The 25973-nt window shown below is 66.0% G+C and carries 20 protein-coding genes and 2 pseudogenes; 9 read left to right on the top strand and 13 right to left on the bottom strand.

Features of this window, described 5'->3' with window-relative positions; translation table 11 throughout:
- Positions 1-135: 135 nt before the first annotated feature.
- The 3 genes and pseudogenes from AWB83_RS03225 (at position 136) to AWB83_RS03220 (ending at position 2983) form a co-directional block, all read left to right on the top strand.
- On the top strand, positions 136-303 hold the full coding sequence (locus AWB83_RS03225) for a nucleotidyltransferase family protein (RefSeq protein ID WP_374729049.1): 168 nt from the start codon (positions 136-138) through the stop codon (positions 301-303).
- A pseudogene (locus AWB83_RS37675) lies at positions 275-529 on the top strand (HepT-like ribonuclease domain-containing protein); the annotation flags it as partial. The gene AWB83_RS03225 and the pseudogene AWB83_RS37675, both read left to right, overlap by 29 nt.
- A gap of 276 nt (positions 530-805) precedes the next feature.
- Positions 806-2983 (top strand): malate synthase G, encoded by a 2178-nt coding sequence (locus AWB83_RS03220; protein WP_167389056.1) that lies wholly within the window; start codon positions 806-808, stop codon positions 2981-2983.
- A 45-nt stretch (positions 2984-3028) separates the two neighbouring features.
- Here the strand turns inward: AWB83_RS03220 and AWB83_RS03215 are convergent, their stop codons facing one another.
- From AWB83_RS03215 to AWB83_RS03190, 6 genes and pseudogenes are all read right to left on the bottom strand, one after another.
- Positions 3029-3214 carry a 4-oxalocrotonate tautomerase gene (locus AWB83_RS03215; protein ID WP_016347879.1) on the bottom strand — a complete coding sequence of 62 codons (186 nt, stop codon included), beginning with the start codon at positions 3212-3214 and terminating at the stop codon, positions 3029-3031.
- A gap of 26 nt (positions 3215-3240) precedes the next feature.
- Positions 3241-4017 (bottom strand): class II aldolase/adducin family protein, encoded by a 777-nt coding sequence (locus tag AWB83_RS03210; protein ID WP_087042793.1) that lies wholly within the window; start codon positions 4015-4017, stop codon positions 3241-3243.
- A complete protein-coding gene (locus AWB83_RS03205) occupies positions 3995-4906 on the bottom strand; it encodes an urea transporter (protein ID WP_087042792.1) in 912 nt (303 codons plus the stop codon). The genes AWB83_RS03210 and AWB83_RS03205 overlap by 23 nt, the downstream gene beginning before the upstream one ends.
- 126 nt (positions 4907-5032) lie before the next feature.
- Positions 5033-5299 (bottom strand): hypothetical protein, encoded by a 267-nt coding sequence (locus AWB83_RS03200; RefSeq protein ID WP_244197547.1) that lies wholly within the window; start codon positions 5297-5299, stop codon positions 5033-5035.
- 76 nt (positions 5300-5375) lie between these two features.
- The gene (gene gbd / locus AWB83_RS03195) at positions 5376-6515 is read right to left on the bottom strand and encodes a 4-hydroxybutyrate dehydrogenase (protein ID WP_087042790.1); all 1140 of its coding nucleotides are present in this window, start codon (positions 6513-6515) and stop codon (positions 5376-5378) included.
- A gap of 128 nt (positions 6516-6643) precedes the next feature.
- A pseudogene (locus tag AWB83_RS03190) lies at positions 6644-7437 on the bottom strand (GNAT family N-acetyltransferase).
- A 481-nt stretch (positions 7438-7918) separates the two neighbouring features.
- Between AWB83_RS03190 and AWB83_RS03185 the strand changes: the two are divergent.
- On the top strand, positions 7919-9118 hold the full coding sequence (locus AWB83_RS03185) for a GGDEF domain-containing protein (protein WP_087042789.1): 1200 nt from the start codon (positions 7919-7921) through the stop codon (positions 9116-9118).
- Between the two features lie 4 nt (positions 9119-9122).
- Here AWB83_RS03185 and AWB83_RS03180 read toward each other — a convergent pair whose 3' ends face one another.
- From AWB83_RS03180 to AWB83_RS03150, 7 genes are all read right to left on the bottom strand, one after another.
- Complete coding sequence (locus AWB83_RS03180) at positions 9123-9941, bottom strand: peptidoglycan DD-metalloendopeptidase family protein (RefSeq protein WP_244197546.1); 819 nt, start codon at positions 9939-9941, stop codon at positions 9123-9125.
- Between the two features lie 518 nt (positions 9942-10459).
- Positions 10460-11548, bottom strand: coding sequence for a lipocalin-like domain-containing protein (locus AWB83_RS03175; RefSeq protein ID WP_087042788.1), 1089 nt, complete (start codon positions 11546-11548; stop codon positions 10460-10462).
- On the bottom strand, positions 11548-14091 hold the full coding sequence (locus AWB83_RS03170; protein ID WP_087042787.1) for an FtsX-like permease family protein: 2544 nt from the start codon (positions 14089-14091) through the stop codon (positions 11548-11550). The genes AWB83_RS03175 and AWB83_RS03170 overlap by 1 nt, the downstream gene beginning before the upstream one ends.
- Positions 14088-14777, bottom strand: coding sequence for an ABC transporter ATP-binding protein (locus tag AWB83_RS03165; protein WP_087042786.1), 690 nt, complete (start codon positions 14775-14777; stop codon positions 14088-14090). The genes AWB83_RS03170 and AWB83_RS03165 overlap by 4 nt, the downstream gene beginning before the upstream one ends.
- A 91-nt stretch (positions 14778-14868) precedes the next feature.
- Positions 14869-18504: a hydantoinase B/oxoprolinase family protein gene (locus AWB83_RS03160; protein ID WP_087042785.1), complete on the bottom strand. Its 3636-nt coding sequence runs from the start codon at positions 18502-18504 to the stop codon at positions 14869-14871.
- Between the two features lie 31 nt (positions 18505-18535).
- Positions 18536-19843 (bottom strand): MFS transporter, encoded by a 1308-nt coding sequence (locus AWB83_RS03155; protein WP_087042864.1) that lies wholly within the window; start codon positions 19841-19843, stop codon positions 18536-18538.
- A gap of 25 nt (positions 19844-19868) precedes the next feature.
- Positions 19869-20639, bottom strand: coding sequence for a putative hydro-lyase (locus AWB83_RS03150; protein ID WP_087042784.1), 771 nt, complete (start codon positions 20637-20639; stop codon positions 19869-19871).
- 218 nt (positions 20640-20857) lie between these two features.
- Here AWB83_RS03150 and AWB83_RS03145 point away from each other — a divergent pair, with 218 nt between their 5' ends.
- The 5 genes from AWB83_RS03145 (at position 20858) to AWB83_RS03125 (ending at position 25963) form a co-directional block, all read left to right on the top strand.
- Complete coding sequence (locus AWB83_RS03145; protein WP_087042783.1) at positions 20858-21790, top strand: LysR family transcriptional regulator; 933 nt, start codon at positions 20858-20860, stop codon at positions 21788-21790.
- 97 nt (positions 21791-21887) lie between these two features.
- A complete protein-coding gene (locus AWB83_RS03140) occupies positions 21888-22616 on the top strand; it encodes a GntR family transcriptional regulator (protein ID WP_279629071.1) in 729 nt (242 codons plus the stop codon).
- A gap of 118 nt (positions 22617-22734) precedes the next feature.
- Complete coding sequence (locus AWB83_RS03135) at positions 22735-23526, top strand: SDR family oxidoreductase (RefSeq protein ID WP_087042781.1); 792 nt, start codon at positions 22735-22737, stop codon at positions 23524-23526.
- Between the two features lie 18 nt (positions 23527-23544).
- Positions 23545-24477 (top strand): 3,5-dioxohexanoate:acetyl-CoA acetone transferase, encoded by a 933-nt coding sequence (gene kce / locus AWB83_RS03130; protein ID WP_087042780.1) that lies wholly within the window; start codon positions 23545-23547, stop codon positions 24475-24477.
- Positions 24478-24634: 157 nt separating this feature from the next.
- Positions 24635-25963, top strand: a complete 1329-nt coding sequence (locus tag AWB83_RS03125; RefSeq protein WP_087042779.1) for an MFS transporter — start codon at positions 24635-24637, stop codon at positions 25961-25963.
- Positions 25964-25973: the final 10 nt, after the last annotated feature.

The raw sequence follows: 25973 nt of genomic DNA, 5'->3' as shown, positions 1-25973 counted from the left end.
GCTGTATTGGCATGGAAGCCGGGCTTGATTCCTGGCCGAGTTGCTTTCATTTCTCCGAACGCCTGGACCACGCATTGGCGCATCGGGAATGAAGTAACGCTATGCGTCGAAGCCCATCGCGCATCGAACGCGCGGGTGTTCGGTTCCGTCGCGCGCGGGCAAGACACGGAAGACAGCGACCTCGATTTGCTGATCGATCCGACGCCCAAGACCACGATGCTCGACATCGGAGCAATGCGCCACGAGTTGCGCGCATTGCGGACGCCATTCCAGTATGGGCCGCGACGCACACGCGCTGACTGATCACGTGAGCCAAGTCATTACGGCAATCGAACGCATCAGCCGCTATACCGGCGGAATCGACGAAACCGCCTTTCTGCAAGACGAACTGCTTCAGGACGCCGTCATTCGCAATCTCGAGGTCATCGGGGAGGCCAGCAGAATATTCGACCGCACTTCCCCGCCTTTGCTGCTGCACCCCGAAGTTCCTTTTTTATCCGCTTACGAAATGCGCAACGCGCTTGCGCACGGCTATTTCCAAGATCGACATGAACGTCATCTGGGCGACGATCCGGGAAGACCTCCGCGCTCTCCTGCTGCAATTTCAGTCCCTCGCAGAAAGTCTGCAAACTCGCGGCTAACAGCCCCAGCGCCTTTTCCCGCGTTCCAGCCGTCGCCGGCACGGACACCCCCTGGCACACCGCTTGCCTCCTTCCTGGGGTTCGATCCTCTCCCAAGACGCGCTACCATAGTGGCCAGCCCACCCCAAAACCCCTGTGTAGCAGAAAAATCAGCCGGAGTGCCCATGAACGACATGATCAAACAACACGGCCTGCAGGTCGACGCGAGCCTGGCGAAGTTCGTCGATGAGGAAGCCATCCCCGGCACGGGCGTCGACAGTGCGTCCTTCTGGAAGGGATTCGATGCGCTGGTGCACGACCTCGCCCCCAAGAACCGCGCGCTGCTCGCCGAGCGCGACCGCCTGCAGTCCGAACTCGACAACTGGCATCGCAACAATCCCGGCCCGGTGCGCGATCTGCGCGCCTATCGCAAGTTTCTCGAAGAGATCGGCTATATCGTGCCCGCGCCCGCCCACGTGCAGGCGAGCACCGCCAACGTCGATCGCGAGATCGCCGAGCAGGCCGGCCCGCAGCTGGTCGTGCCGCTCTCCAACCTGCGCTATGCGCTGAACGCGGCCAACGCGCGCTGGGGCAGTCTCTATGACGCGCTCTACGGCACCGACGCCATCGACGAAAGCGACGGCGCCGAGCGCACCGCCCAGTTCAATCCGAAGCGCGGCGCCAAGGTGATCGCCTATGCGCGCGCCTTCCTCGACGACAACGCGCCCCTCGCGCACGGCTCGCACGCCGATGCGACGAAGTACAGCGTCGAGCAGGGCAAGCTCGTCGTCACGCTGAAGGACGGCAGCAAGAGCGGCCTCGAAAACGCCGAACAGTTCGCGGGCTATCAGGGCGATGCGAGCGCGCCCAGCGGCATCCTGCTCAAGCACAACGACCTGCACTTCGAGATTCAGATCGACGCGAACAATCCCATCGGCAAGACGGATGCGGCGCACGTGAAGGACGTGCTGATCGAAGCGGCGGTCAGCACGATCATCGACTGTGAGGATTCGGTCGCGGCTGTCGACGCCGCCGACAAGACGCAGCTCTATCGCAACTGGCTCGGCCTGATGCAGGGCCATCTGTCGGAGCAGGTGACGAAGAACGGCAAGACCTTCACGCGCAGCATGAATCCGGACCGCGAATACACCGCGCCCGACGGCTCGACCGTCAGGCTGCACGGCCGTTCGCTCCTGTTCATCCGCAACGTCGGCCATCTGATGACGAACCCCGCCGTGCTCGACCGCGACGGCAACGAAGTGCCGGAAGGCATCCTCGACGCCGTGATGACCACGCTCGGCGCAATGCATGACCTCAAGAACAAGATGAACTCGCGCACGGGTTCCATCTACATCGTGAAGCCGAAGATGCATGGGCCCGCCGAAGTCGCGTTCGCGGACGAACTCTTCTCGCGCGTCGAAGACCTGCTCGGCCTGCCGCGTCACACGATCAAGATGGGCATCATGGACGAGGAGCGCCGCACGAGCGTCAACCTGAAGGCGTGCATCGCGGCGGCGGGTCCGCGCGTCGCGTTCATCAACACGGGCTTCCTGGATCGCACCGGCGACGAGATGCATTCGTCGATGGAAGCCGGCCCGATGATGCGCAAGGGCGACATGAAGTCGTCGAAGTGGATCAACGCCTATGAGCGCAGCAACGTGCTCGTCGGCCTGAACACGGGCCTGCGCGGGCGCGCGCAGATCGGCAAGGGCATGTGGGCGATGCCCGATCTGATGCACGCGATGCTCGAGCAGAAGATCGCGCATCCGCGGGCAGGCGCGAACACCGCATGGGTGCCCTCGCCCACGGCGGCCACGTTGCACGCGCTGCACTATCACATGGTCGACGTGCAGCAGGTTCAGCAGGAGCTCGAGAGCGTCGACTACGACAGCCAGAAGAACGAGCTGCTCGACGGTCTGCTGACGATTCCCGTCGTCGACAAGCCGTCTTGGTCGGAAGAGGACATCAGGAACGAAATCGAGAACAACGCGCAGGGCATTCTCGGTTATGTGGTGCGCTGGATCGATCAGGGCGTCGGCTGCTCGAAGGTGCCCGACATCCACGATGTCGGCCTGATGGAAGACCGCGCGACGCTGCGCATCTCCAGCCAGCACATCGCGAACTGGCTGCGTCACGGCATCGTCACGGAAGAGCAGGTTCGCAAGACGCTCGAACGCATGGCGGCTGTCGTCGACAAGCAGAACGAAGCCGATCCGACCTATCGCCCGATGGCGCCCGCCTTCGACAGCTCGTTCGCGTTCAAGGCTGCGTGCGCCCTCGTGTTCGAAGGCCGCACGCAACCCAACGGCTACACGGAACCGCTGCTGCACAAGTTCCGTCTCGCCGCGAAGCAGTCGATGTAATGTGAGGGCGCGCGCACGCCGGCCGGCGTGCGCGCGCCCAGGCGCTCACTGTTCCGACCAGAGCTTGCCCGCGGTCGCCCAGTTCTCGCGTTTCACGTCGGTCAGAATGATGTCCACCGAGCCCGGCTCGCAGCCGAGCGTCTCGCAGGTCGTGCGCGTGATCGCCTCGACGAACTTGCGCTTCTCTTCCGCCGTGCGACCTTCGAACAGCTGAATGTTGAATGTCGGCATTCCGTTGATCTCCTGTCGGGTTGAATTCAGTCGCGATACGACGCGTCGATGCGGTCCAGCTTGCGCAGCAGCGCGGGCCATTCGAGCGCGCCTTCGATGGCGTCGTCGTCGTGCAATTGCGCCGCGGTGCGGGTGACGACTTCCGGCGTCGGCATGATCATCTTGCCCACGCCCGCGAGCGCGCGCAGCTGAATATCGCATGCCTTGATGAGCATATCCATCAGCACGTAAGCCTCGGCGATGGTGCGCCCGAGCGTGAGCGGGCCGTGATTGCGCAACAGCATCGCGCGATGCGCGCCGAGGCTCGCCACCAGCCGCCCGCCTTCGGCCGGCGAAAACGCGAGGCCTTCGTAGTCGTGATACGCGAGATGGCCATGAAAGCGCATCGCGTGTTGCGACGCGGGCAGCAGGCCGTTAGGCTGCGTCGAGACCGCAATCGCCTCGCGCACATGCAGGTGCATCACGCATGCGGCGTCCTCGCGCGCGCGGTGCACGGCCGCGTGCAGCGCGAAGCCCGTCGCGTTCACCGGATGCGCGCTTTCGCCGATCACGTTGCCGTCGATATCGATCTTCACGAGGTTCGACGCCGTGACTTCATCGAACGAAAGCCCGAACGGATTGATGAGAAAGCGCCCGGGCTCGCCCGGCACGCTCGCGGAAATATGTGTGTAGACGACATCGTCCCAGCCATTGAGCGCGACGAGCCGGTACGCGGCGGCGAGATCCACGCGCGTGGCTTGCTCGGCCTCCGAGCGCGGCCCGCATTCCGCGATCCTGTGCTCAGGCGTGTGGGTGAACGACATGCGAATCTCCTTGTTTCGATGTTCCGGACAGACGCCGCCGAAGCGCGATGACCGCCCACGAAGCCAGCACGAACGGCGCGGTCAGCGCGGCGATGCCGAGGCAGTCGATCAGGCGCTCGATCAGCACGGCGGCAACGATGGCCAGCAATGCATAACGCTTGCCGATCGGCGCGGCCGCGAGCGCCGCAAGCGCCGCATTGAAACCGCACGCGCCCGAGAGCACGACGGCGTCGCTCGCGCCGCCGAGCCCATGCAGCGCCGCACCGAGCGCGCTGCCGGTGAGCGCCCAGCCCGCCTGCGACGGCCGCGCGGCGAGAAGCCCGGCCGCAATGAGTCCGCCCGCGAGCGCGCCGGTTGCGAACGTGATCGGCGCGAGACCCGCGAACGCAGCCTGAAGCATCGGGATGAAGCCGGCGGCGACGGGCGGAATCGCGCCCGTGTCGCCGCGATCGGCGAACAGCGGCAGCCAGCACCAGGTCACGATGATGGCCGGGCTGGAGAAGATCGGCAAGGCGTGGCGCGCGAGAATGCGCGTGAGCTTGTGGGCGAGAAAGGTCGCGCTCATCGCCGCGACGATCGCGACGGCGGCAGCCCGAGACGCATCGCCGATGAACGTGAAGGCGGCGAGCGCGGCGAGCGCGCCGTTGAAGCCGTAGAGATCGTCGCGGAAAGCGGGCGCGTCCGCATCTTCGATGATGACGCTGATGACATTGCCCGTCAGCGTGCCGGTCAGGAGCCCGCACGCGAGTCGCGGGCTCGCGCACAGCACGGCGAGAAACAGCAGCGCGCCTGTCGCGGCGTTGCGCTGAAGCACGATCTGCCCGATCGCGCGGGCGAAGCTGCGGAGCTGATCGCCGAATGCGGCGTCGGAATGGAGAGCGGAGGACATGCTTGGCGGCTACGGCGTGGGAAGCCGCCAGCATAAAGCAGCCGGCGCGCGCCGTGGGGCGGCGGGCCGAATAACCTGTATGTGGCTTGAAGCGGCGGGCGCGGTGGCGCGCCGAAGACCGGAAGCTTAGTTGAACGCCATCGGAACCAGCGGCGTCGGCTCTCCGACGCCCGGATTCGCCAGCGACAAGTCCGAGCTCAGGCGCACGATTTCCGTGACGTTTTCGCGGAAATTGGGGTGCTTTTCCCAGGTGATGTAGCTTGCGTCCAGCACGGCGGACAGCGTGAGCAGGGCAAAGGCGGCTTTTTCGAGCACTTCGTAGCGGCGGCGCATGATCTGTTCCTCAAACTTTGCGATATTGTAACAGACCCAAGGGTTTTCCCCTAGATCCATGTTGCAATGCCGCAAATCGCCCGCCGCAACGCCGTCGGCGCTCCGGCCCCATATCGACCGGGGCGCCGTTTCGAGGTTACATCGACGCCTCCAGCATAGCCTCGTAGTCCGCGCTCGACGCTTCGCGCGGATTCGTCTTATGACTGTGATCCTTCAGCGCGCCGGCGATGATGCGCGGGAACGACTCGCGCGTCACGCCGAGTTCGGCGAGGCCGCGCGGCAAGCCGAGCGACGCGGTCATCGCACGCACGGCTTCGCCGACTTCGCTGCCCGATTTCAGGCCCATTGCCTGCGCCATGCGGTCGAGTTTGCCCTCTTCCCGCATCGACGGCGCGCTGCTGTTGAATGCGATCACCGCCGGCAGAAAGATGGCGTTGAGCGTGCCGTGATGCAGCTTCGGATTGATGCCGCCAAGCGAGTGGCTCAGGCTGTGCACGCAGCCCAGGCCCTTCTGGAACGCGAGCGCGCCCTGCATCGACGCGCTCATCATGTTCAAGCGCGCGGTGCGGTCGGAGCCGTCGCGCGTCGCCCGCTCGATGTGACGCCACGCGCGCCACAGGCCGTCGAGCGCGATGCCGTCGGCGGGCGGATTGAACGCCGGCGCCATGAAGGTTTCGAGGCAGTGCGCGATGGCGTCCATGCCGGTCGCGGCCGTGAGCATCGGCGGCAGGCCGAGCGTCAGTTCGGGATCGCAGATCGCGACTTTCGGCACGACATGCGGAGAGATCACGCCGACCTTGCGGCCGTCGTCGAGAATCAGGATCGCGCCGCGGCCGACTTCGCTGCCGGTGCCCGCCGTCGTCGGAATCGCGATGACGGGTGCGGTCTTCGCCGTGATGCGGGCAAGGCCGCCCTCGATCACCGCGAAGCTTTGCAGCGGGCCTTCGTGCGTCGCGCAGACGGCCACGCCCTTCGCGAGATCGATCGACGAACCGCCGCCCACCGCGATCACGCCGTCGCAGTCGTGCTCCTTGTATATGGCCACGGCGGCGCGCACGGCGGCTTCGTTCGGATTCGGCGGCGTCGCGTCGAACACCGGCACGGGAGACGAGGAACCGAGCGCGTCGAGCACCTTGTCGACGAGGCCTGCCGCGCGAATGCCGGCGTCGGTCACGATCAACGGACGGCGAATGCCGATGCGCTCGCACTCGCTCGCAAGCAGGCGCACCGCGCCGAAATCGAATTGAATCTGCGTGATGTAGTTGATGAGGGACATGGTGACTGAGGGAAGGTTATGGCCGGTGGTCGCGTTCATCGTGCCGCGATGCCGGCCAGTATACGGCCCACGGCGTCGGCGCGCAGCTTGACGTGCCGCCGTTGTCTTCCCTCGCGCGAGGTGCGGCGTCAGAAACGGAAATCGTTGAAGAACTTCTCGCGTTCCATCACGGTGAACGCGGCGCGCTTGTGTGGGAAGTCGAATTCCTTGAGCGTGTAGAAGCCCATGCGATGCATGTAGGCGATGTGCCGGACGTGATCGATGCCCGGTACGCCGACGAGCCGTTCCGTGCGCGGATCGTCGATGAACATGTAATGCAGCACGCCGCTCCACCACGCCTTCAGCTTGCCCGCGCTCTGGAATTGCGCATCGCCGATCAGCAGATGCAGGCCGCGATCGAAATCGCCTGCATCGTAGAAGGGCCGAGGCGGTCTTCCTTCGCCCAACAGAACTCGAAGTAGCCGAAGGGCTTGTCGACAAAGTAGCCGATCATCGGGTGCATGTGCGGATCTTCGCGGCGCTCCGCGAGGTAGGCCGCATGCTCGGCGCGCGTGCCGCGCTGGTCCCAGAAGTGCGCGACGCGATCGAGGTTCATCCATGCGCTGAAGACTTCCGAATCGGCTTCGGGGTCGGCCGTGCGCAGGCTGAAGGTCATGTCGATCTGCGGGAAATGGCGTTCGTAGATGGTGCCTTCGGTGTTCTTCGGCCTCACGGGGTGGGTTCTGCCGTTCGTTTCCGTATAGCGCAGAGGTATTTCGCTCGATGCGGGCGCTTTTAGCCATGGGCGAGGGCTTTGCCAGAACGTTTTTCTCGATGTCGTCAGTAGAAGGTTGCCGTTGTTGTGTTCCGCTTCGTCGATCAGGTGCTCGTTTTTCGCCTGGGCCGCGAAGGAGTTTGCCTGTGTTTTCGTGGAATCCTGAATTCTTAGTGGTCTATTGGTGTTGCCCCTGTGCGGGGCGGCAGTCACTTTCTTTGCTGCTGCAAAGAAAGCAACCAAAGAAAGCAGCTTTGGGCCCAGGCAGACTCGTCGTCATGGTTCGGAGTGGCCCAGCCTCTAAGTGTCGTCCTCATAGGACTATCGCGGCTTGGCTCGCGCACGGTCTGCCCCAGCGGACCACAAGACAAACTGGTTCAGCACCAAAGAGCGCCGGCCCGCTTCGCGGCCGAAGGGAAATCCAAAATGTCAAGAACATTCGGGGAACGAATATTTTTTGTTACGCGAGCGCGCGATATTGGCCCGCGTCGGGGTCGATCTGGCGTACCCGGGATGGAGTGAGCGCGGCGCAATGCCCGGCCCGCCGCCGCGGCGCGCCTAAAGTCTGGAACCGGGCGACCGTTATTCGATGTGTGGTCCGGCTTTCCCGCAAGGGTCCAGCCATCGCCGGACCGCGCCGGAAACCAATATGGATCATCAGACTGAGGTGTTCACCCTGCCGCGCGGACGTGCGGCCACGTGGTTGCTGCACGCGGGAGCCGATATTCCCCGCGCGATCCGCGTCGCCCTGGTCGGGAGCCTGTTCGGCACCTTGCCGATCTTCGCGGGCGGCGTGCTCAACACGATTGCCGTCGCGTGGGTGCTCGACCGCCGGCATCCGGCGACGGCCTTCCATGTGTGGCTCGCGCTCGAAGTGGCGGTCTGCCTCGTGCGGCTGATCGTGCTCATCGTCGCGCGGCGGCGGGCGCGCCAGCGCAAGTCCACCCTGACCGATACCTACGTGCTGCTCGCGCCGCTTTGGGGCGCGACAGTCGGCTACGGCGCGCTCGTCTCCGTGCTGTCCGGCGACTGGATCGCGGCGACGCTCTCCTTTCTGTCCGCGGCCGCGATGGTCGGCGGCATCTGTTTTCGCAATTTCGGCGCGCCGCGTCTCGTCGCGGTGATGATCTTCCTGTCGCTCGGGCCGTGCTGCCTCGGCGCGGTGCTGGCGGGCGAGCCGACGCTGTGGCTCACGCTCCTGCAGATCCCCTTCTATCTCTTCGCCATGAGCGCCGCCGCATTCCGCCTGAACGGCATGCTCGTCTCGACGATGAAAGCCGAGCAGGAAAACGACCGCCGCGCGCGTCACGACGAGCTGACGGGCCTGCTCAACCGCGCGGGGCTGTTCCAGGCGGTGCGCTCTCGCGCGCCCGGGCATGCGTGTGACAGCGCGCGCACCGCGCTGCTCTATCTCGATCTCGACGGCTTCAAGGCCATCAACGACGCGCAGGGCCACGAAATCGGCGACACGCTGCTCGCGCTCGTCGCGCGGCGCCTGCGGCATCTGTCAGGGGAAGGCTCGCTGGTCGCGCGGCTCGGCGGCGACGAGTTCGTGATCGTCACGCAGCCGCAGGCCGATCCGCTCGCGCTCGCGGATGTCGTCGTGCGCGAGCTGGCGAAGCCGTTCCATGCCGATGACGACGTGCCTTTGCGGATCGGCGTGAGCATCGGCATCGCGATGTTCGATCATCATCACGACGAGCTCGACGGCGTGCTGCGGGATGCCGACAACGCGCTCTATGAAGCGAAGCGCGCCGGCAAGAGCCGCTGGGTCGCGGCGGGCGAGCGCGAGGCCGAGCACGCCCAGGCGCAGGCCCGCGCGATCAAACCGGTCGGGCTCGTCGCCTGAGCGATCAGCCGCTGAGCGCGGCGCTCAGGCTCTCCGCTTCCTTCGCGAACCGCTGGCGCTCCTCGCCGCGCAGACGATCGTCGCCCGGCAGGTCGACCGTGAGCGGGTCCATCGCCACGTCGTCGACGTGCACCTCGTAGTGCAGATGCGGCCCCGTCGCCCAGCCCGTCTCGCCGACGTAGCCGATCACCTGTCCGCGCTCGACCGTGCCGCCTTTCCTGACACCCTTCGCGAAGCGCGACAGATGCGCGTAGACGGTCGAATACGGCGGCGGATTCTCGAGCATGATGACCTTGCCGTAGCCCGTCTGCCTGCCGACGAACTTCACCTTGCCCTGCGCCGTCGCGTGCACCGGCGTGCCGATGGGCGCGGCGAGATCGACGCCGTCGTGGCTCTGCCAGCGATGCGTCACCGGATCGAGCCGGCGCAGCGAAAAGTCCGACGACACGCGCGTGAACGCGACCGGATAACGCGAGAACGCGGGCCGCGTGCTCTTTCCGTCCTTCGAGTAGTAGCGGGCTTCGCCCTGGGGATCGCGGTACAGGAACACGTCGTGCGACGACGAACCGGTCGTCAGGCGCACGGCGAGCGGTTCGTCATGGGCCGCGGCGCCACCTTGCGGCCGGTCGTAGATGACGCTCAGCGTGTCGCCTTTTCTGAGATCACGGTGCAGATCGACCTTTCCCGCGAAGGCGTCGGTCAGCGTCGCGATGGTGCCCTGATCCATGCCGAGGCTTTGCGCGGCCTGCGAGAAGGTCTGATCGACGGTCGCGCTTTCGGCGGCGCGCGCCAGCTCAGGCGGCTTCGGAGCGGGCGGCGCCAATGCCGGCGAAGCGCCTTGTTTCAGCGAAACAGCCGGGGCGTCTTCCTTGCTGGACGAAGGTGCATGCGCCCGGTTGAGCGAGTTGCACATCACGACGGATAGGACAGAGCCGATCGCGCAAGCAAAAAAGAATCTGCCTGCCTTGCCGGGCAGGGCGGTGGTTGGAATAAAAGCCATCGGTGGAGAAGCGGAACGAGCGACGCGCGGGTGGGCGCGATCGTTCGGAGAATCAGAAGGCACGGCGAGATGGCCGAGCGGCGGAACAGCCCGCGCGTTACTCGATCTGCCGCGAAATTGGGCTGATCGTCAGGGAAATCGATGCGAAACGGCGAGCTGGCATGAAGAAGCAGAGCCGTGGACACGGCTTCGGACGCGGCGCATTCAGGTTGCACCGAGACTATGAGAGATTTCTTAAACGAAACTTAAGCTGCCCCTTTTTAAGCTTTTGCACGAAGTTTGATGGCAATTGCAAGCCGATGACGGGCAGAAGCACGCCGATTACGAGCGCCGGAGGGGCGTCAGCGCTTTTCCACTTCCAGCGTCCGCGCATATCCCGTCAGTTCGAGATAGCCGCGCCCGGGCTTGTCGTCGCCGCTCAACCTGACCGCGCCTTCCCAGTAAAGGGCGCCGGTGGAATCGCGCGAGTCGAGTTCCTGATCGTCGATGAGCGGACTCAGCCGCCAGCGCGTCCCGCCGACGCGCACGTTCATCGCCACCGGATAAACCGTGTTCGTGCGCGGCGAACGCCACTGGCGTTCCGGCGTGAACTCGACCTCGCCCGGACCGAATTGCGTCGTGCGGCCTTCGCGGTCGCGCAGCGCGGCGTGCGCCCAGACCGCGTGCCCGTCGCGGGCGCGAACCTTGAACGCCATCAACGCGGAGCCGTCGTCCAGATTCGCGCCGAGCCAGTCCCAGCCGGCGGCGTCGGGCGACAGGAGCGTGCTCGACCATTCGTGATCGAGCCACGCGCGGCCCGTCACGGCGACGCTCGCATTCGCCTTCCCCGATGCCGACGGACGCGTCACGCTGCCCGTCACCTTCAGTTGCGGCTCGCTGTAGTAGTAGCTCGCCTGCTCGGGCAATGGCCCCTTGCGCGAATAGCCTTGCTCGCCCTGGATCATCGGCGGCTGCGTCGGCGTGAAGATCAGATGCAGCGCGAAGCCCGCGGCGTCCGCGCTGACCGAATAGCTGCCGTCCGATGCGCGCGTCATGCGCCAGGCATCGAGCCTGACGTCGGTGTTGCCCTCTTTCGCGTACGCGAGACCGAAACCCTGCCGTGCGATGTTCTGATCGTGCGCGAGCCGTCCATACGCGGGATCGGAGAGCGCCGCGTGCGCGACGATCAGTTGCGACGGATCGAACGCGCTCCCGCTTTCCTCCTTGCCCTTGCCCGTGTTCGAACGAAAGAACGTGATCTGGAAGCCCAGCGGCTGATGATCGGGCGTTTCGAGCCACCCGGTCGCGTACCACCATTCGGTGCGATAGCGCGGATGCGCGCCGCTGTCGCCGGGCCATTCGATCGCATGTCCCGGCACGACGGGCGCGAACGCCGGTTCGGCCGCGAGCACGGTCACCGGGAACAGCAGCGCGAGGAGCAATACGCGCATCACCAGTCCTCCCGCACGGCGCGCACCGCATCGACCGAAACGGCGCGCCGTCCCGAAAGGACGGCGGTCGCGCAGGACGACGCCAGCATCACGCCTGCGATGACGGCGATCATCGTCCACGGAACGTGCAGCGACATGCTCCAGTGAAACGACTGCGGATTCACGACGAACACGAGAATCAGGCTGATCGCGAAGCCGAGCACGCAGCCCAGCGCGATGCCGAGCAGCGTGAGCCATCCCGCCTCCGACGCGAGGAGCGCGAGGATCTGCGCGCGCGTCACGCCGACGTGCCGCAGCATGCCGAATTCGCGCGAGCGTGCGAGTGTCTGCATCGAGAACGTCGCGCCGACGCCGAAGAGACCGATCACGATCGCCACGGCTTCGAGCAGATAAGTCACGGCAAAGCTGCGGTCGAAAATGGTCAGGGTGCGCGCGCGGATCTCGCCGGGCTGCGAGAATTCCAGCGTATCGCCGAATGGCAGCTTCCTGATTGCCTCGATGACCTGCGCGGCGCTCGCCCCCGCGCGCAAGGCGATGGCGATGTCCGTCGCGGCCGTGTCGCCGGTCAGGCGCCGATAGTCGTCGATGCGCATTTGCAGCGCCCCCGTCTGCCGCACGTAATCGCGCCAGATTCCCGCGACGACGAAGCGCACGTTCGCCCCGCCGACCGGCAGCGCCACGCGCTCGCCCAAGCGGTAGCCGTACAGATCGGCCATCGCTTCCGAAGCCCACACCGGCGTCTCGTCCGCGCGCCACGCGGAAGGCGGCAACACCGCGCCGGTCATTTGCAGGGTCGCGCCGGGATCGGCGGCGTCGATTTCGCGCGCGATCAGCGCAACGGGCGGCTTCGCGGGATCGAGCGTGAGTTTCGACGCGCGCGTGAAGGCCGCATGCGCGACGCCGTTCGCGGCGGCAATCTGCCTCTGCTGGTCGGGACGCAGGCCGCCGGTGTCGCCGCTCGACGCCATGCGCACGTAGAGATCGGCGGACAGCAGATGCGCGAGCCAGTCCTCCACCGACACGCGAAAGCTCGTCACCATGATCGCCATCGCGACGATCAGCGTGAAGCTCGACAGCACGCCGCCCATCGCGATCGACGCCTGGCCCGGCGCATTCGCGAGGCGCGCGAGCGCGAGCGTCGCAACGGCATTGCGCGACCCCGGCGCGAAGCGAAACATGATCGCGGTAAGACGCGGCATCAGCGCGATCCCGCCGACGAGCAGCAGCGCGACCGCGACATACCCGGCGATGGGTGCATCGAAGACGGGCGGCGCCTGCGTGAGCGCGCCGCCGAGCGCGAGGCACGCGAGCGCCGGCCACGGCGTGCCGAGCGGCGCGAGCGCGGCTTCCTCGCTGCCGGCTTTCAGCGCCGGCGCGGGCCGTGCGCGCGCCGCTTCGAGCGCCGGAACGAGCGTGCCCGCGAGCGCGACGCCGATGCCGAGCGCAAGGAAGATCGCGCTCGCGACCGGCTCGAACGCGACGCGCGGCTCGACGCCCGGAAAGTAGCCGCCGCCGAGATCGCTGCCGAAGAAGCGTAGCGCGAGCGCCGCGACCGCGAAGCCGAGCGCGATGCCGAGCACGCCGCCCGCGACGCCGAGCAGCGCGCCTTCGAGCATGATCTGCCGCACGAGCGCCGCGCGCGTCATGCCGAGCACGCGCAGCATCGCGAACTGCGCGCGGCGGCGCACGACGCCCGCCGCCTGCGTCGAGAACACGAGAAACGCGCCGGTGAAGAGCGCGACCAATGCGAGCACGTTCATGTTGATGCGATACGCGCGCGAGAGACGGTCCGTGCGCGTTTCGACATCACGCGTTTCCGTCACGACGAGCCGCCCGCCGAGTTCGCGCTGCAGCGCCTGCCGGAAAGCGTCGCGCTCGACGCCGCGCGCGAGTTGCAGATCGACGCGCGAGAGCTTGCCCGTCATCGCGAAGCGCGTCTGCACGGCGGCGATGTCCATCACCGCGATGCGCTGCCCCGGCCGCGTCCTCGCAATGCCCCCCGCCACGCGCAACTTCACCGGCGAGGTGCCGCTTTGCAGCTCGATCTGCGCGCCATCGCGCGTGCCGAGCCATGTCTGCGCGGCGGGAGAAAGAAAGATGGCGTCGCCGGCGAGCACGTCGAGCGGCGCTTGCGGCGACGGCACGCCGGTCAGGTCCGGCGCGATGCGCTTCGCGCGGAACACGTCGATGCCGAGCACCTTGAGCGGCGCGTTCCTGCCGGGCACGGCGACGTCGACTTCGAGCACCGGGCTCGCCACCGCGACGCCCGCATGCGTCGCGAGCCGCGGATACACGCTTTCGTCGATGAAGGGCCGCGCGCCGCGCACCTGCAGGTCCGCTTGTCCCGAGAGACTGCGCGCGGCGGCGGAAAACTCGTTGAACGCGGCGCCGTTGATGAGCTGCACCGCATAGCCGAGTCCGACGCCGAGCGCGATCGTCAGCACCGCGACGAGCGCGCGGCCGCGATGACTGCGCCATTGCGCGCCAAGCAGCCAGCGCGTGAGCGTGTCGAACGAGCGGCGAGCGGCGGCGATGTCCGTCATGTCGCCACGGCCGAAGCGTGCAGCGCGCCGTCGGCGAGAATCAGCACGCGATCGGCGAAGGCGGCGGCCGCTTCCGAATGCGTGACCATGACCGTCGCGGCGCCCGTCGCCCGGGTTTCGGCGCGCAGCAGGCCGAGCACTTCATGCGCGGTTTGCGGATCGAGGTTGCCGGTGGGTTCGTCGGCGAGGAGCAGGCGCGGCCGGTGCACGAGCGCCCGCGCGATCGCCACCCGCTGCAATTCGCCGCCGGAAAGCTGGCGCGGCAGGTCGTCGTCGCGGCCTTCGAGGCCGACGGCCGCGAGCATCGCGCGCGCGGGCGCGGGCGGCATGCCGTTGAGCAGCAGCGGCACGGCGACGTTCTGATAAAGCGTCAGATGCGGCAGGACGTGAAACGCCTGAAACACGAAGCCGAGCTTCTGGCGACGCAGGCGCGTGGCGGCATCGTCGGAGAGGTTCGAGATCGGCGCGCCGTCGATCAGCACTTCGCCGCTGTCGGCGGAATCGAGGCCCGCGATCAGATTGAGGAGCGTCGATTTGCCTACGCCCGAATCGCCCATGATCGCGACGAACTCGCCCGCGCCGAGGGCGAAGTCGAGTTCGTCGAGGACGACGCGGCCGCCGCCGTAAGTCTTCGTGAGGCGGCGGCACTCGAGAGCGGGCGTGACGTCCGGGTCGGCGGGTCGCATGGCGGATTGGCAGGGCTCGATATCGGCGATGCAAGCATTGTGCCCAACAATCGCGTATTCATGCTCGATCCGCCGGCCGAACGCGGCCGCGCTATTCCTTCGCGCCGTATCCGCCGCCTCCCGGCGTCTGGATCACGAACACGTCGCCCGGATTCATCTGCGTGCGATGGCGTGCGCCGAAGCCTTCGCGTTCGTTCGAACCATCGCGCTCGACCCAGTTCGCGCCCGTCGCGCCCGGCGCCCCGCCTTCGAGCCCGAACGGCGGCACGCGGCGACGGTTCGACAGGATCACCGCCGTCATCGGTTCGAGAAAACGGATGCGCCGCTCGGTGCCGTCGCCGCCGCGCCTGCGCCCTTCCCCGCCACTGCCGCGCCGGACCCGAAAATCCTCGAGCCGCACGGGGAAGCGCCATTCGAGGACTTCGGGATCGGTCAGGCGCGAGTTGGTCATATGCGTCTGCACCGCGCCGCATCCCTCGAACGAAGGACCCGCGCCCGCGCCGCCGCAAATGGTTTCGTAGTACTGGTACGTGTCGTTGCCGAAGGTGAAGTTGTTCATCGTGCCCTGCGCGCCCGCCATCACGCCGAGCGCGCCGTAGAGCGCGTCGGTGACGACCTGCGAGGTCTCGACATTGCCCGCGACGACCGCCGCCGGATAGCGCGGATTGAGCATCGAGCCTTCCGGAATGCGGATGTCGAGCGGCTTCAGGCAGCCGGCGTTGAGCGGGATGTCGTCGTCGACGAGCGTGCGGAACACATACAGCACCGCCGCCTTGCAGATGGCCGCGGGCGCGTTGTAGTTGTTCGGCTGCTGCGCGCTCGTGCCCGCGAAATCGATGATCGCCGCGCGCTTCTCGCGATCGATCGACACCGCGACGACGATCTTCGCGCCATCGTCGAGCTCGTATTCGAAGCGGCCGTCCTTCAGCACGGAAAGCGTCCTGCGCACGACCTCTTCCGCGTTGTCCTGCACGTGCCGCATGTACGCGCGCACGACCTCGAGGCCGAACTGGTCGCACATGCGCGCGAGCTCTTCCGCGCCCTTGTTGCATGAAGCGACTTGCGCGCGCAAGTCGGCCATGTTCTGTTCGACCTTGCGCACCGGGTAAGCGCCCGATGTCAGCACCTCGCGAATCTCCCGTTCGAGAAAGCGCCCTTGCGACACGAGCTGCACGTTGTCGAGCAACACGCCCTCCTGATCGACGTGCGTGGAATCGGGCGGCATCGAGCCCGGCGAAATCCCGCCGATATCGGCATGATGCCCGCGCGCGGCGACATGGAACATCGGGCTCGCGTGGCCGTCGACGAACACGGGCATGATCACCGTCACGTCCGGCAAATGCGTGCCGCCGGCGTAGGGTGCGTTGAGCACGTACACGTCGCCGGGGCGCATGGTCGTGGCGCGACGCGCGATCACCGTCTGCACGCTCTCGCCCATCGAACCGAGATGCACGGGCATGTGCGGCGCGTTCGCAATCAGATTGCCGCCTTCGTCGAAGAGCGCGCACGAGAAGTCGAGACGCTCCTTGATGTTCACCGAGTACGACGTGTTCGCGAGCGTCACGCCCATTTGCTCCGCGATCGACATGAAGAGGTTGTTGAACACCTCGAGCAGAACGGGGTCCGCTTCGGTGCCGATCGCCTTGCGGTTATCGAGCGGCACGGTGCGCTCCACGACCAGGTGATTGTGCCGCGTCACCTGCACTTGCCAGCCGGGCTCGATCACCGTCGTTCCCGTCTTTTCGACGACGATGGCCGGGCCATCGATGCGCGCGCCGGGCGCGAGGGCGTCGCGATCGAACACGTGCGTGTCGTGCCAGACGCCAGCCGAGAACATGCGCGTCGTCGAAAGCGGTTCGGGATTCGTGGATGCGTCGCGCGCGAGCGGCCATCGCTCGTCGTCGACGCGCTGCGCATGGCCGACCGCCTCCACCGCCGCCGCTTCCATCACGAGCGCCTTGTTCGGCATCAGAAAGCCATAGCGCGTCCGATACAACTGCTCGAACGCCTTGGCGATTTCTCTCGAATCGTCGGACCACGCGATTTCCAGCGTCGTGTCCGTGCCTTCATATTTGATGTGCAACGTGCGCTTGATGCTGATCGCGCGCTCTTCGATGCGTTGCGCCTTTACCTCGTCACGCGTCGCACTTTCGAGCCGCGCGAACGCATCTTCGGTGGCCGCCAGCGATGCGTCGTCGAGGCGCGTTTCGAGCGCTTCCTGGCGCAATGCGCGCACATCGGCGAGTCCCATGCCATAGGCCGACAGCACGCCCGCGAGCGGATGGATGAACACGCGCGTCATGCCGAGCGCATCGGCGACGAGACACGCATGCTGGCCGCCCGCGCCGCCGAAGCACGCCAGCGCGTATTTCGTCACGTCGTAGCCGCGCTGCACCGAGATCTGCTTGATGGCGTTCGCCATGTTCTCGACGGCGATCTTCAGGAAGCCGTCGGCGATGGCTTCCGGCGCGCGCGCCACGCCCGTCGCCGCTTCGACTTGCGCTGCGACTTCCGCGAACTTGCGCCGAACCACTTCCGCATCGAGCGGCAAGTCGCCCGCCGGCCCGAATACATGCGGGAAATGGCGCGCGTCGATCTTGCCCGTCATCACGTTGCAGTCGGTCACGGTCAACGGACCGCCGCGCCGGTAGGACGCAGGCCCCGGATTCGCACCCGCGCTTTCCGGCCCGACGCGCAGGCGCGCGCCGTCGAACGTGCAGATCGAGCCGCCGCCCGCCGCGACCGTGTGGATCTTCATCATCGGCGCGCGGATGCGCACACCCGCCACTTCCGTCGCGAACTCGCGCTCGTACTCGCCGGCGTAATGCGTGACGTCGGTCGACGTGCCGCCCATGTCGAAACCGATGATCCTCTCGAAGCCGGCGAGCCTCGACACTTGCGCCGCGCCGACGATGCCGCCCGCCGGCCCCGACAGAATCGCATCCTTGCCCTGGAAGCGATGCGCATCGGTGAGGCCGCCGTTGCTCTGCATGAATTGCAGCGGCACCGGGCCGAGTTCGCTTTCGACCTGCGTCACGTAATGACGCAAGACGGGCGACAGATAGGCGTCGACGACGGTCGTATCGCCGCGCGAAACCAGCTTCATGAGAGGGCTGGTTTCGTGACTCACGGAGATCTGCGCAAAGCCGATGTCCCCCGCGATGCGCTTGAGCCTTTGCTCGTGGTCCGTGAAGCGGTAGCCGTGCATCAGCACGATCGCGCACGAGCGAATGCCGTCGTCGAACGCGCGCTGCAATGCCGCGCGTGCCTGCGCCTCGTCCAGTTCGCGCACGACCTCGCCCTGCGCGCCGATGCGCTCGTCGATCTCGACGACCGTGTCGTAGAGCGATTCGGGCAGCACGATCTCGCGCACGAACAGCTTCGGGCGGCTTTGATATGCGATGCGCAGCGCATCGGCGAAACCTTTCGTGATCGCGAGCACGGTGCGCTCGCCCTTGCGCTCGAGCAATGCATTGGTCGCGACGGTCGTGCCCATGCGTACGCTATCGATGCGTTCCGCAGGCACCGGCTCGTTCGGCGCCACGCCCAGCAGCTCGCGAATGCCCTGCACCGCCGAATCGCGATATCGTTCGGGATTCTCCGACAGCACCTTGTGTGTGACGAGGCTGCCATCCGGCTTGCGCGCGACGATATCGGTAAAGGTGCCGCCGCGGTCGATCCAGAATTGCCAGCGTTTGTCGGCGGGAACGTGCTCGTGCTTGTCCATCGTTGAAGACTCCATCGGAATAGATTCGAACTCAGGCTTTCAGTTGTGCGCCACGCGTTTCGGGCAGTGTCAGCGCGGCGAGGATCACCACGCCGTATGCAGCCGCCGCGAACGTGCCGATCGCCATGCCGAGCGACATCTTCTGCGCAACGTAGCCGATCAGGAACGGAAACGTGGCGCCGACCGCGCGGCCGAAGTTGTAGCAAAAACCCTGTCCCGAGCCGCGAATGCGCGTGGGGAAGAGCTCGGTCATGAATGCGCCCATGCCCGCGAAGATGCCCGATGCGAAGAAGCCGAGCGGAAAACCGAGCATGAGCAGAAGGCCGTTGCTCATCGGCACGCGGGTATAGGTCAGCGCGATGATCGTCGAGGCGATCGAGAACGCGATGAACGTGAGCTTGCGCCCGAAGCGGTCGCTCAGATACGCGCCGCACAGATAACCCGCATACGACCCGGCGATGATCACCGCGAGATAGCCGCCCGTGCCGACCACGCTCAGATGCTGCTCGGTCTTGAGATACGTCGGCAGCCAGGTGGTGATCGCGTAGTAGCCGCCTTGCGTGCCGGTCGCGAGAATGGCGGTGCGCAAGGTCGTGAGCCAGATATCCTTGCCGAAGATCTCGAGGAAAGAGCTCGATTCGCCGCGCTTCGTGTCGCACTCCTTCTGCTTCCTGTGCACGTCGGGTTCCTCGACGAAGCGGCGGATGAAGATCACGAACGGCGCAGGCAGCACGCCGAGCGCGAACAGCACGCGCCATGCGGTCTCGGCGGGCATCAGCGAGAACACGAGCGTGAAGAGCCCCGCCGACGCCGCCCAGCCGATCGCCCAGCCCGCCTGCACCATGCCGACCGCCTTGCCCCGATCGCGCGACCGGATCACTTCGCCGATCAGCACCGCGCCCGCCGTCCACTCGCCGCCGAAGCCGAAGCCCATCAGGCCGCGCGCGATCAGAAGCTGGCCGTAGTTCTGCGCGAACGCGCAGACGAGCGTAAAGAAGGCGAACCACAGGATCGTGATCTGCAGCGTCTTCACGCGGCCGATGCGGTCAGAGAGAATCCCGGCGAGCCATCCGCCGAGCGCGGACGTGAGCAATGTCACCGTGCCGATCAGCCCCGCTTCGCTATTGCTCAAGCCCCAGCTCGCGATGAGCGCGGGAATCGCGAAGCTCAGGAACTGCGTGTCCATCGCGTCGAGCGCGTAACCGATCTTGCAGCTCCAGAACGCGCGCTTCTCGCTCGCGCTCGTGTGCCGATACCAGCCGAACATCCCGGGGCTCGCGGCGGCGCTCGCGTGATCGTCGTCGTGCGGCGCGCCGGCGTAATGCGTTTCCGTGTTCATGCGTTTCTCCATATGAGGCCGCGTGTCAGAGCACGGCGAGCGATGCATTGGGAATATCGGTGACGAGCATGTGACCCGGCCGGTGCGCGATCGCGAACGGCAGGCGTGCGCTTTCTATCGCGCTTTGCGGCGTGACGCCGCACGCCCAGAACACCGGCAGCTCGTGCTCGTGAACCGACACGGCATCGCCGTAGTCGGGCCGCGAGAGATCGCCGATGCCGATCGCCGCCGGGCTGCCGATATGTACCGGCGCGCCGTGCACGGAAGGAAAGCGGCTCGTCACCTGCACGGCGCGAATGGCGTGCGCGCCGCTCATCGGACGCATCGACACGACGAGATTGCCGCGAAAGGGACCAGCGGCCTGATTGGGTATCGACGTGCGATACATCGGCACGTTGACGCCTTCATCGACGTGACGCAGCGGGATGCGTTCCTGCGCCAGCATCTGCTCGAAGGAGAACGAGCAGCCGATCGCGAACACGACGAGATCGTCGCGCCACAACTCGCGGATATCGCGCGGCTGTTCGCACAGCACGCCATCGCGATAGACGTTGTAGCCGGGAACATCGGTGCGGATGTCGAGCTCGCGGCCCAGGGCCGGCACGTCGAACTGGCCCGGTTCGCCCACGGCAAGCAGCGGGCACGCCTTCGGATTGCGCACGCAGAAGCGCAGGAAATCCTCGGCGCAGTCCCGCGGGAGGATGGCGAGATTGGCTTGCGCGTAGTCGCCGCAATAGCCCGCGGTGGGGCCGGTGAAAGCGCCGGTGCGGACCTGATGGCGAAAGTCTCGAGGCATGGTCGTGATCTCCAGTCGGATGCGATGACGTGCAGGTTAGGACCGAAAAAATAACGATGCCAGCGAGTAATTCCGACCCTCTCTGTCAAGGTTTTCTTAACACTTTCATGAGGGTTTCCCCCGAAATCTGCGACTGCGGACGCAATTCGAATCGCCACGTTGAAAGCTTTGTTTAACGCGCATAAGCTGGCGACGACTCGACATCCGGACGTCATCGCATGAACACGCGCTTTCTCGAAACCTTCGTCACGCTCGCGCAGCTGGAGAGCTTTCGCGCCACCGCGCGCCTCCTGCACGCGACGCCCGCGACCATCTCGCTGCGCGTGCGCTCGCTCGAAGACGAACTGAAGACCGAACTCGTCGATCGCTCCTCGGCGAAGTTCAGGCTCACGCCATCGGGACAGCGCCTGCTCGGGCCCGCGCAAACCGTCGTCGATGCGGCGCGCGCGTTGCGGCAGGCGGCGGGGCTCGAAGTGATCGTCGGCGGCAAGCTGCGGCTGGGCGTGATCGAGACCGTCGTGCATAGCTGGCTCGCGCACTATGTCACCGAGCTGAACGCCAGCTTCCCCAATCTCGAAGTCGATCTCACCGTCGATTCGAGTTCCGTCCTGCAACGGCGCATGCTCAACGGCGAGCTCGATATCGCGATTCGCGTGGAAGGCATCGACAGCACGAAGATCGTGTCGAGCGCCGTCGCAAGCTATCCGGTGCGATGGATCGCGCGGCGCGGCCTGCTCTCGAAGCGCGCCGCCGGACTTGCGCAACGCGTGCTCGCTCGCCCGGTCCTGACTTTCGGGCGCGGTACCGCGCCGCAGGTCGCGCTCGAGCACATCGTGCATACGCTCGCGCGCGAGATCGACATGCCCGTGGATCAGACCCGCATCACGTGCTCGCCTTCCGTCGCCGCGATCGTGCAACTCGTGCGCGACGGCTATGGCGTCGCGGCCATCCCCGCTCTCTTCGTCAGCGACGCGCTCACGAGCGGCGAGTTTGTCGAGTTGCCGCTGAAGCCGGTGCCGCCGCCGATCGTCGTCTCGCTGTGCACGCCCGTCGATGCAACGCCGACGATTCGCGCCGCCGCGAGCGCCGCACAGCTCGCATGCTCGGCGTATTGCCGTCAGCGGAAAAAGGATCTGATCGAGCCGCTCTGAGCTGCCTCGGGGTTATCCCTTAGACGCTTCGCATTGACTAAAGCCTGTGCTGAAATCAAACTGTGATCACAGATCAAAGATCAGCAAGGAAACGCCCGTGGCACCCCGATCCGCATCGCAACCCATTCCACAACTCGAAGTCATCGCCACAGAAACGATGGCGACCAAGGTCTACCAGCAACTGCGCGAAGCGATCATGAGCGGCAGTTTCGCCGCCGGCCAGCCGCTCAGTCTGCGCGGCGTGGCGGAAGCGGTCGGCTTGTCGACCATGCCGGTGCGCGGCGCGCTCACCCGCCTGCGCGCGGAAGGCGCGCTCGTCGACGGCCCGTCGCGCGGCCTCATGGTCCCGCCGATGACGCTCGAACTGCTGGAAGAGCTGCGCGACGTGCGCATCGCGCTGGAAGGCTGCGTCGCCGAGCGCGCGGCGGCCCGCATGACGAACGACGACGTCGCGGCCGTGCAGCGCATCTTCGACGAAATGGACGCGCACGTCGAAGCCGACGATGCGCGGGCCTACCTGCGCTGCAATTTCGCGTTCCACACGAGCATCTATCGGCATGGCGCGAGCGAGATGACGCTCGCGACGATCCAGAACATGTGGATGCGCATCGGTCCGTTCCTGAACATGGTCGCGCCCGATGTCGCGCACATGCGCGTGTCGATGGAAGCGCACCGGCAGATCATCGATGCGCTCTGGAAGCACGACGGCGCGGCCGCGCGCGAAGGTATCGCCAGGGATATCCGCGACGCGGCGCGCGATCTCGAAATGCGCTTGCAAACCCAGCAGGCAGAGAACACGCAAACGCGGCGCCAGGCGCAATCCTGAACGACGAAGGCGAAGCGTTCGAAGCGCCCTTCGCCGATTTACACCCTTCAGCATGACTGATCGCTTGAGCGAGGACGGTGCACGTCCTTGCCGAACATAACCAGAAAGGATTCAGACGATGGATTTCATGAAACTTCTCACGCCGCGCCCGGGCTTGCGGGTGCTCATCACGGGCGGCGCATCGGGCATCGGCCTCGTGATCGCGAAGGCGTTCGTATCGACGGGCGCACGCGTGCATGTCTGCGATGTCGATCCGAAGGCGATCGACGCCGTATCGACCGTTTCGCCGTCCATCACGGGCACGCGTGCGGACGTCGCCAGCAAGGACGACGTGAAGCGCGTGTTCGAGGACGTTCAGCGCGAACTCGGCGGACTGGACGTGCTCATCAACAACGCGGGCATCGCGGGACCGACTGGCGGCATCGACGCGATCGATTCGGCCGACTGGGAAAAGACCATCGACGTGAACCTGAACAGCCAGTACTACTTCGCGCGCGAAGCCGTGCCGACGCTGCGCCAGGGATCCGATGGCGGGGTGATCGTGTTCATGTCGTCGGTGGCGGGACGGCTCGGCTACGGCTTTCGCACGCCCTACTCCGCGACCAAGTGGGCCGTGGTCGGTCTCGCGAAGAGTCTCGCGATCGAGCTCGGCCCGGACAACATCCGCGTGAATGCGGTGCAGCCGGGCATCGTCAAGGGTCCGCGCATGGAAGGCGTGATCGCCGCGCGCGCGAAGCAGCTCGGCATCAGCTACGAGGACATGGAAAAGCAGTATCTCGCGAAGATTTCGCTGCGCCGCATGGTCACGCAGGAGGAAGTCGCGGCGAGCGTGCTGTATCTCAGCTCGCCGGCCGGCAGCGCCGTCTCGGGGCAGGCGCTCTCGGTCTGCGGCAACGTCGAAACGCTTTGAAGAAGGAACGAGGATCACATGGCAACGAAACGCAAGGTCATCATCACATGCGCACCGACGGGCGCCATTCATACGCCGTCGATGTCGCCCTATCTGCCGGTCACCCCCGATCAGATCGCCGAAGCCGCGCTGGCGGCCGCAAGGGAAGGCGCGGCGATTCTGCATCTGCACGCGCGCGATCCCGAAGACGGTCGCCCGACGCAGGACCCCGCCGTGTTCCAGCGCTTTCTGCCGCGCATCAAGTCGGAAACGGACGCGGTCATCAACCTGACGACGGGCGGCAGTCCGCACATGACGGTCGCCGAACGCCTGAAGCCCGCGCATCACTTTCAGCCGGAAGTGGCGTCGCTGAACATGGGTTCGATGAACTTCGGCCTCTATCCCATGCTCGACCGCTTCAAGGATCTGAAGCACGACTGGGAGCGCCAGCATCTCGAGAAGAGCCGTGATCTCGTGTTCAAGAACACGTTCGCGGATATCGAATACATCCTGACGTCGTGCTCGGCCAACGGCACGCGCTTCGAGTTCGAGTGCTACGACATCTCGCATCTGTATAACCTTGCGCACTTCGTCGATCGCGGGCTCGTCAAGGGACCGTTCTTCGTGCAGAGCGTGTTCGGCCTGCTGGGCGGCATCGGCGCGCATCCCGAGGACCTCGCCCATATGAAGCGCACGGCGGACCGCCTGTTCGGCAACGATTATGTCTGGTCGATTCTCGGCGCGGGCCGCAACCAGATTCCGCTCGGCTCGATCGGCGTCGCGCAGGGCTCGAACGTGCGCGTGGGTCTGGAGGATTCGCTGTGGATCGGCCCGGGCCAGCTCGCGGATTCGAGCGCGGCGCAGGTGCGCAAGATTCGGCAGGTCATCGAAGGCCTGTCGCTGGAAGTCGCGACGCCTGCCGAAGCACGCCGGATGCTGTCCCTCAAGGGCGGCGACAACGTGAACTTCTGATCGTCGATCGCACGCGCCGTGCATGCGGCGCGTGCTCACGCCATCACGCCAATAAAACTACAACGCTTACGGAGACACTTTCCTTGAACGCTCAACGCCTTCCCGACACCGCACCGCATACGCGCATGGCGCGTCCACTTTGATCCCGGGAGCCATCATGTCCAAGCCCAATACGACGAGCGCCGCGCAACACGCGTCGTTCAACGCCATGCTGCTGCGCAAGCTGATGCCCTTGCTGGTGATCGTCTATGTGATCAGCTTTCTCGATCGCACGAACATCGCGCTCGCGAAGCATTCGATGAGCATCGACCTCGGCATCTCCGCCGCCGCATACGGACTCGGCGCGGGTCTGTTCTTCCTGACCTACGCGCTCTTCGAGATTCCGAGCAACCTGATCATGCACAAGGTCGGCGCGCGCTTCTGGATCACGCGCATCATGGTGACATGGGGCGCGCTGTCGGTCGCGATGGCCTTCGTGACCGGTGAAACCTCGTTCTACGTGATGCGCCTTCTGCTCGGCGCCGCCGAAGCGGGACTCTTCCCCGGCGTGATGCTGTATCTGACGTACTGGTTCGGACGCGAGGAACGCGCTCGCGCAACGGGCTATTTCCTGCTCGGCGTGTGCGTGGCGAACATCGTCGGCGGACCGCTCGGCGGCGCGCTGCTCGAGCTCGACGGCTGGCTCGGCTTTCACGGCTGGCAATGGCTCTTCGTGATCGAAGGCCTGCCCGCGATCCTGCTCGCGTTCGTCGTGTGGAAGATGCTGCCCGATCGTCCGACGAGCGCGTCCTGGCTTTCGCGTGAAGAAGCGCTCGCGCTGGAACGCCGCCTCGCCGCCGAACAGGACGCCCAAGGCAGCGGTCACGGCGCCGGCGCATTTCGCAGCGTCCTCGCGGACCGTCAGGTGTGGCTCGCGATTCTCGTCTACTTCTGCCATCAACTGACGATCTACACGGTGATCTTCTTCCTGCCGGGCATCATCGGCTCGTCGGGGCACTTCTCGCCGCTCACCATCGGTCTGCTCACCGCAACCCCGTGGATTGCCGCGGCGATCGGCGCCGCCACGCTGCCGCGCTTCGCGAGCGATTCGTCGCGCAGCCGCCGCATATTGATCGGCGGGCTCGTCATCATGGCGTCAGGCATGCTGATCGCCGCCTGGGCGACGCCGGCGATCGGGCTTCTGGGCGTGTGCCTGTCCGCTTCGATGTTCTTCGTGGTGCAGTCGATCATCTTCACGTTCCCGTCGTCGCGCCTCTCGGGCAGCGCGCTTGCGGGCGGCCTCGGGCTCGTGAACTCGTGCGGCCTGCTGGGCGGCTTCGTCGGACCGACCGTGATGGGCATCATCGAGCAGACGACCGGCCGTGCGATGAACGGGCTCGTGTGTCTCGCGGTGGCGCTCCTGTTCGCCGCGGTGTGCAGCATGCGCTTGCGCCACGGCAACGAGGAACGCGCGGAAGACAAGCGCGGTGTGATGTCCAACGCGTGATGCGGCGCCG

The sequence above is a fragment of the Caballeronia ptereochthonis genome, assembly GCF_001545075.1.
GTDB classification, from domain to species: Bacteria; Pseudomonadota; Gammaproteobacteria; order Burkholderiales; family Burkholderiaceae; genus Caballeronia; species Caballeronia ptereochthonis.
The sequence above is the reverse complement of the archived record's forward strand: the minus strand, read 5'-3'. Positions and strand labels throughout refer to the sequence as shown.

Bases quoted from the DNA above. Each gene is read 5' to 3' on its own strand.
- AWB83_RS03185 (WP_087042789.1), top strand. From the start codon at position 7,919: ATGGATCATCAGACTGAGGTGTTCACCCTGCCGCGCGGACGTGCGGCC.
- AWB83_RS03160 (WP_087042785.1), bottom strand. From the start codon at position 18,504: ATGGACAAGCACGAGCACGTTCCCGCCGACAAACGCTGGCAATTCTGG.
- AWB83_RS03215 (WP_016347879.1), bottom strand. From the start codon at position 3,214: ATGCCGACATTCAACATTCAGCTGTTCGAAGGTCGCACGGCGGAAGAG.
- AWB83_RS03170 (WP_087042787.1), bottom strand. From the start codon at position 14,091: ATGACGGACATCGCCGCCGCTCGCCGCTCGTTCGACACGCTCACGCGC.
- AWB83_RS03150 (WP_087042784.1), bottom strand. From the start codon at position 20,639: ATGCCTCGAGACTTTCGCCATCAGGTCCGCACCGGCGCTTTCACCGGC.
- AWB83_RS03175 (WP_087042788.1), bottom strand. From the start codon at position 11,548: ATGCGCGTATTGCTCCTCGCGCTGCTGTTCCCGGTGACCGTGCTCGCG.
- AWB83_RS03145 (WP_087042783.1), top strand. From the start codon at position 20,858: ATGAACACGCGCTTTCTCGAAACCTTCGTCACGCTCGCGCAGCTGGAG.
- kce (WP_087042780.1), top strand. From the start codon at position 23,545: ATGGCAACGAAACGCAAGGTCATCATCACATGCGCACCGACGGGCGCC.
- AWB83_RS03205 (WP_087042792.1), bottom strand. From the start codon at position 4,906: ATGTCCTCCGCTCTCCATTCCGACGCCGCATTCGGCGATCAGCTCCGC.
- AWB83_RS03220 (WP_167389056.1), top strand. From the start codon at position 806: ATGAACGACATGATCAAACAACACGGCCTGCAGGTCGACGCGAGCCTG.
- AWB83_RS03200 (WP_244197547.1), bottom strand. From the start codon at position 5,299: ATGGATCTAGGGGAAAACCCTTGGGTCTGTTACAATATCGCAAAGTTT.
- AWB83_RS03210 (WP_087042793.1), bottom strand. From the start codon at position 4,017: ATGTCGTTCACCCACACGCCTGAGCACAGGATCGCGGAATGCGGGCCG.
- AWB83_RS03135 (WP_087042781.1), top strand. From the start codon at position 22,735: ATGGATTTCATGAAACTTCTCACGCCGCGCCCGGGCTTGCGGGTGCTC.
- AWB83_RS03165 (WP_087042786.1), bottom strand. From the start codon at position 14,777: ATGCGACCCGCCGACCCGGACGTCACGCCCGCTCTCGAGTGCCGCCGC.
- AWB83_RS03155 (WP_087042864.1), bottom strand. From the start codon at position 19,843: ATGAACACGGAAACGCATTACGCCGGCGCGCCGCACGACGACGATCAC.
- AWB83_RS03125 (WP_087042779.1), top strand. From the start codon at position 24,635: ATGTCCAAGCCCAATACGACGAGCGCCGCGCAACACGCGTCGTTCAAC.
- gbd (WP_087042790.1), bottom strand. From the start codon at position 6,515: ATGTCCCTCATCAACTACATCACGCAGATTCAATTCGATTTCGGCGCG.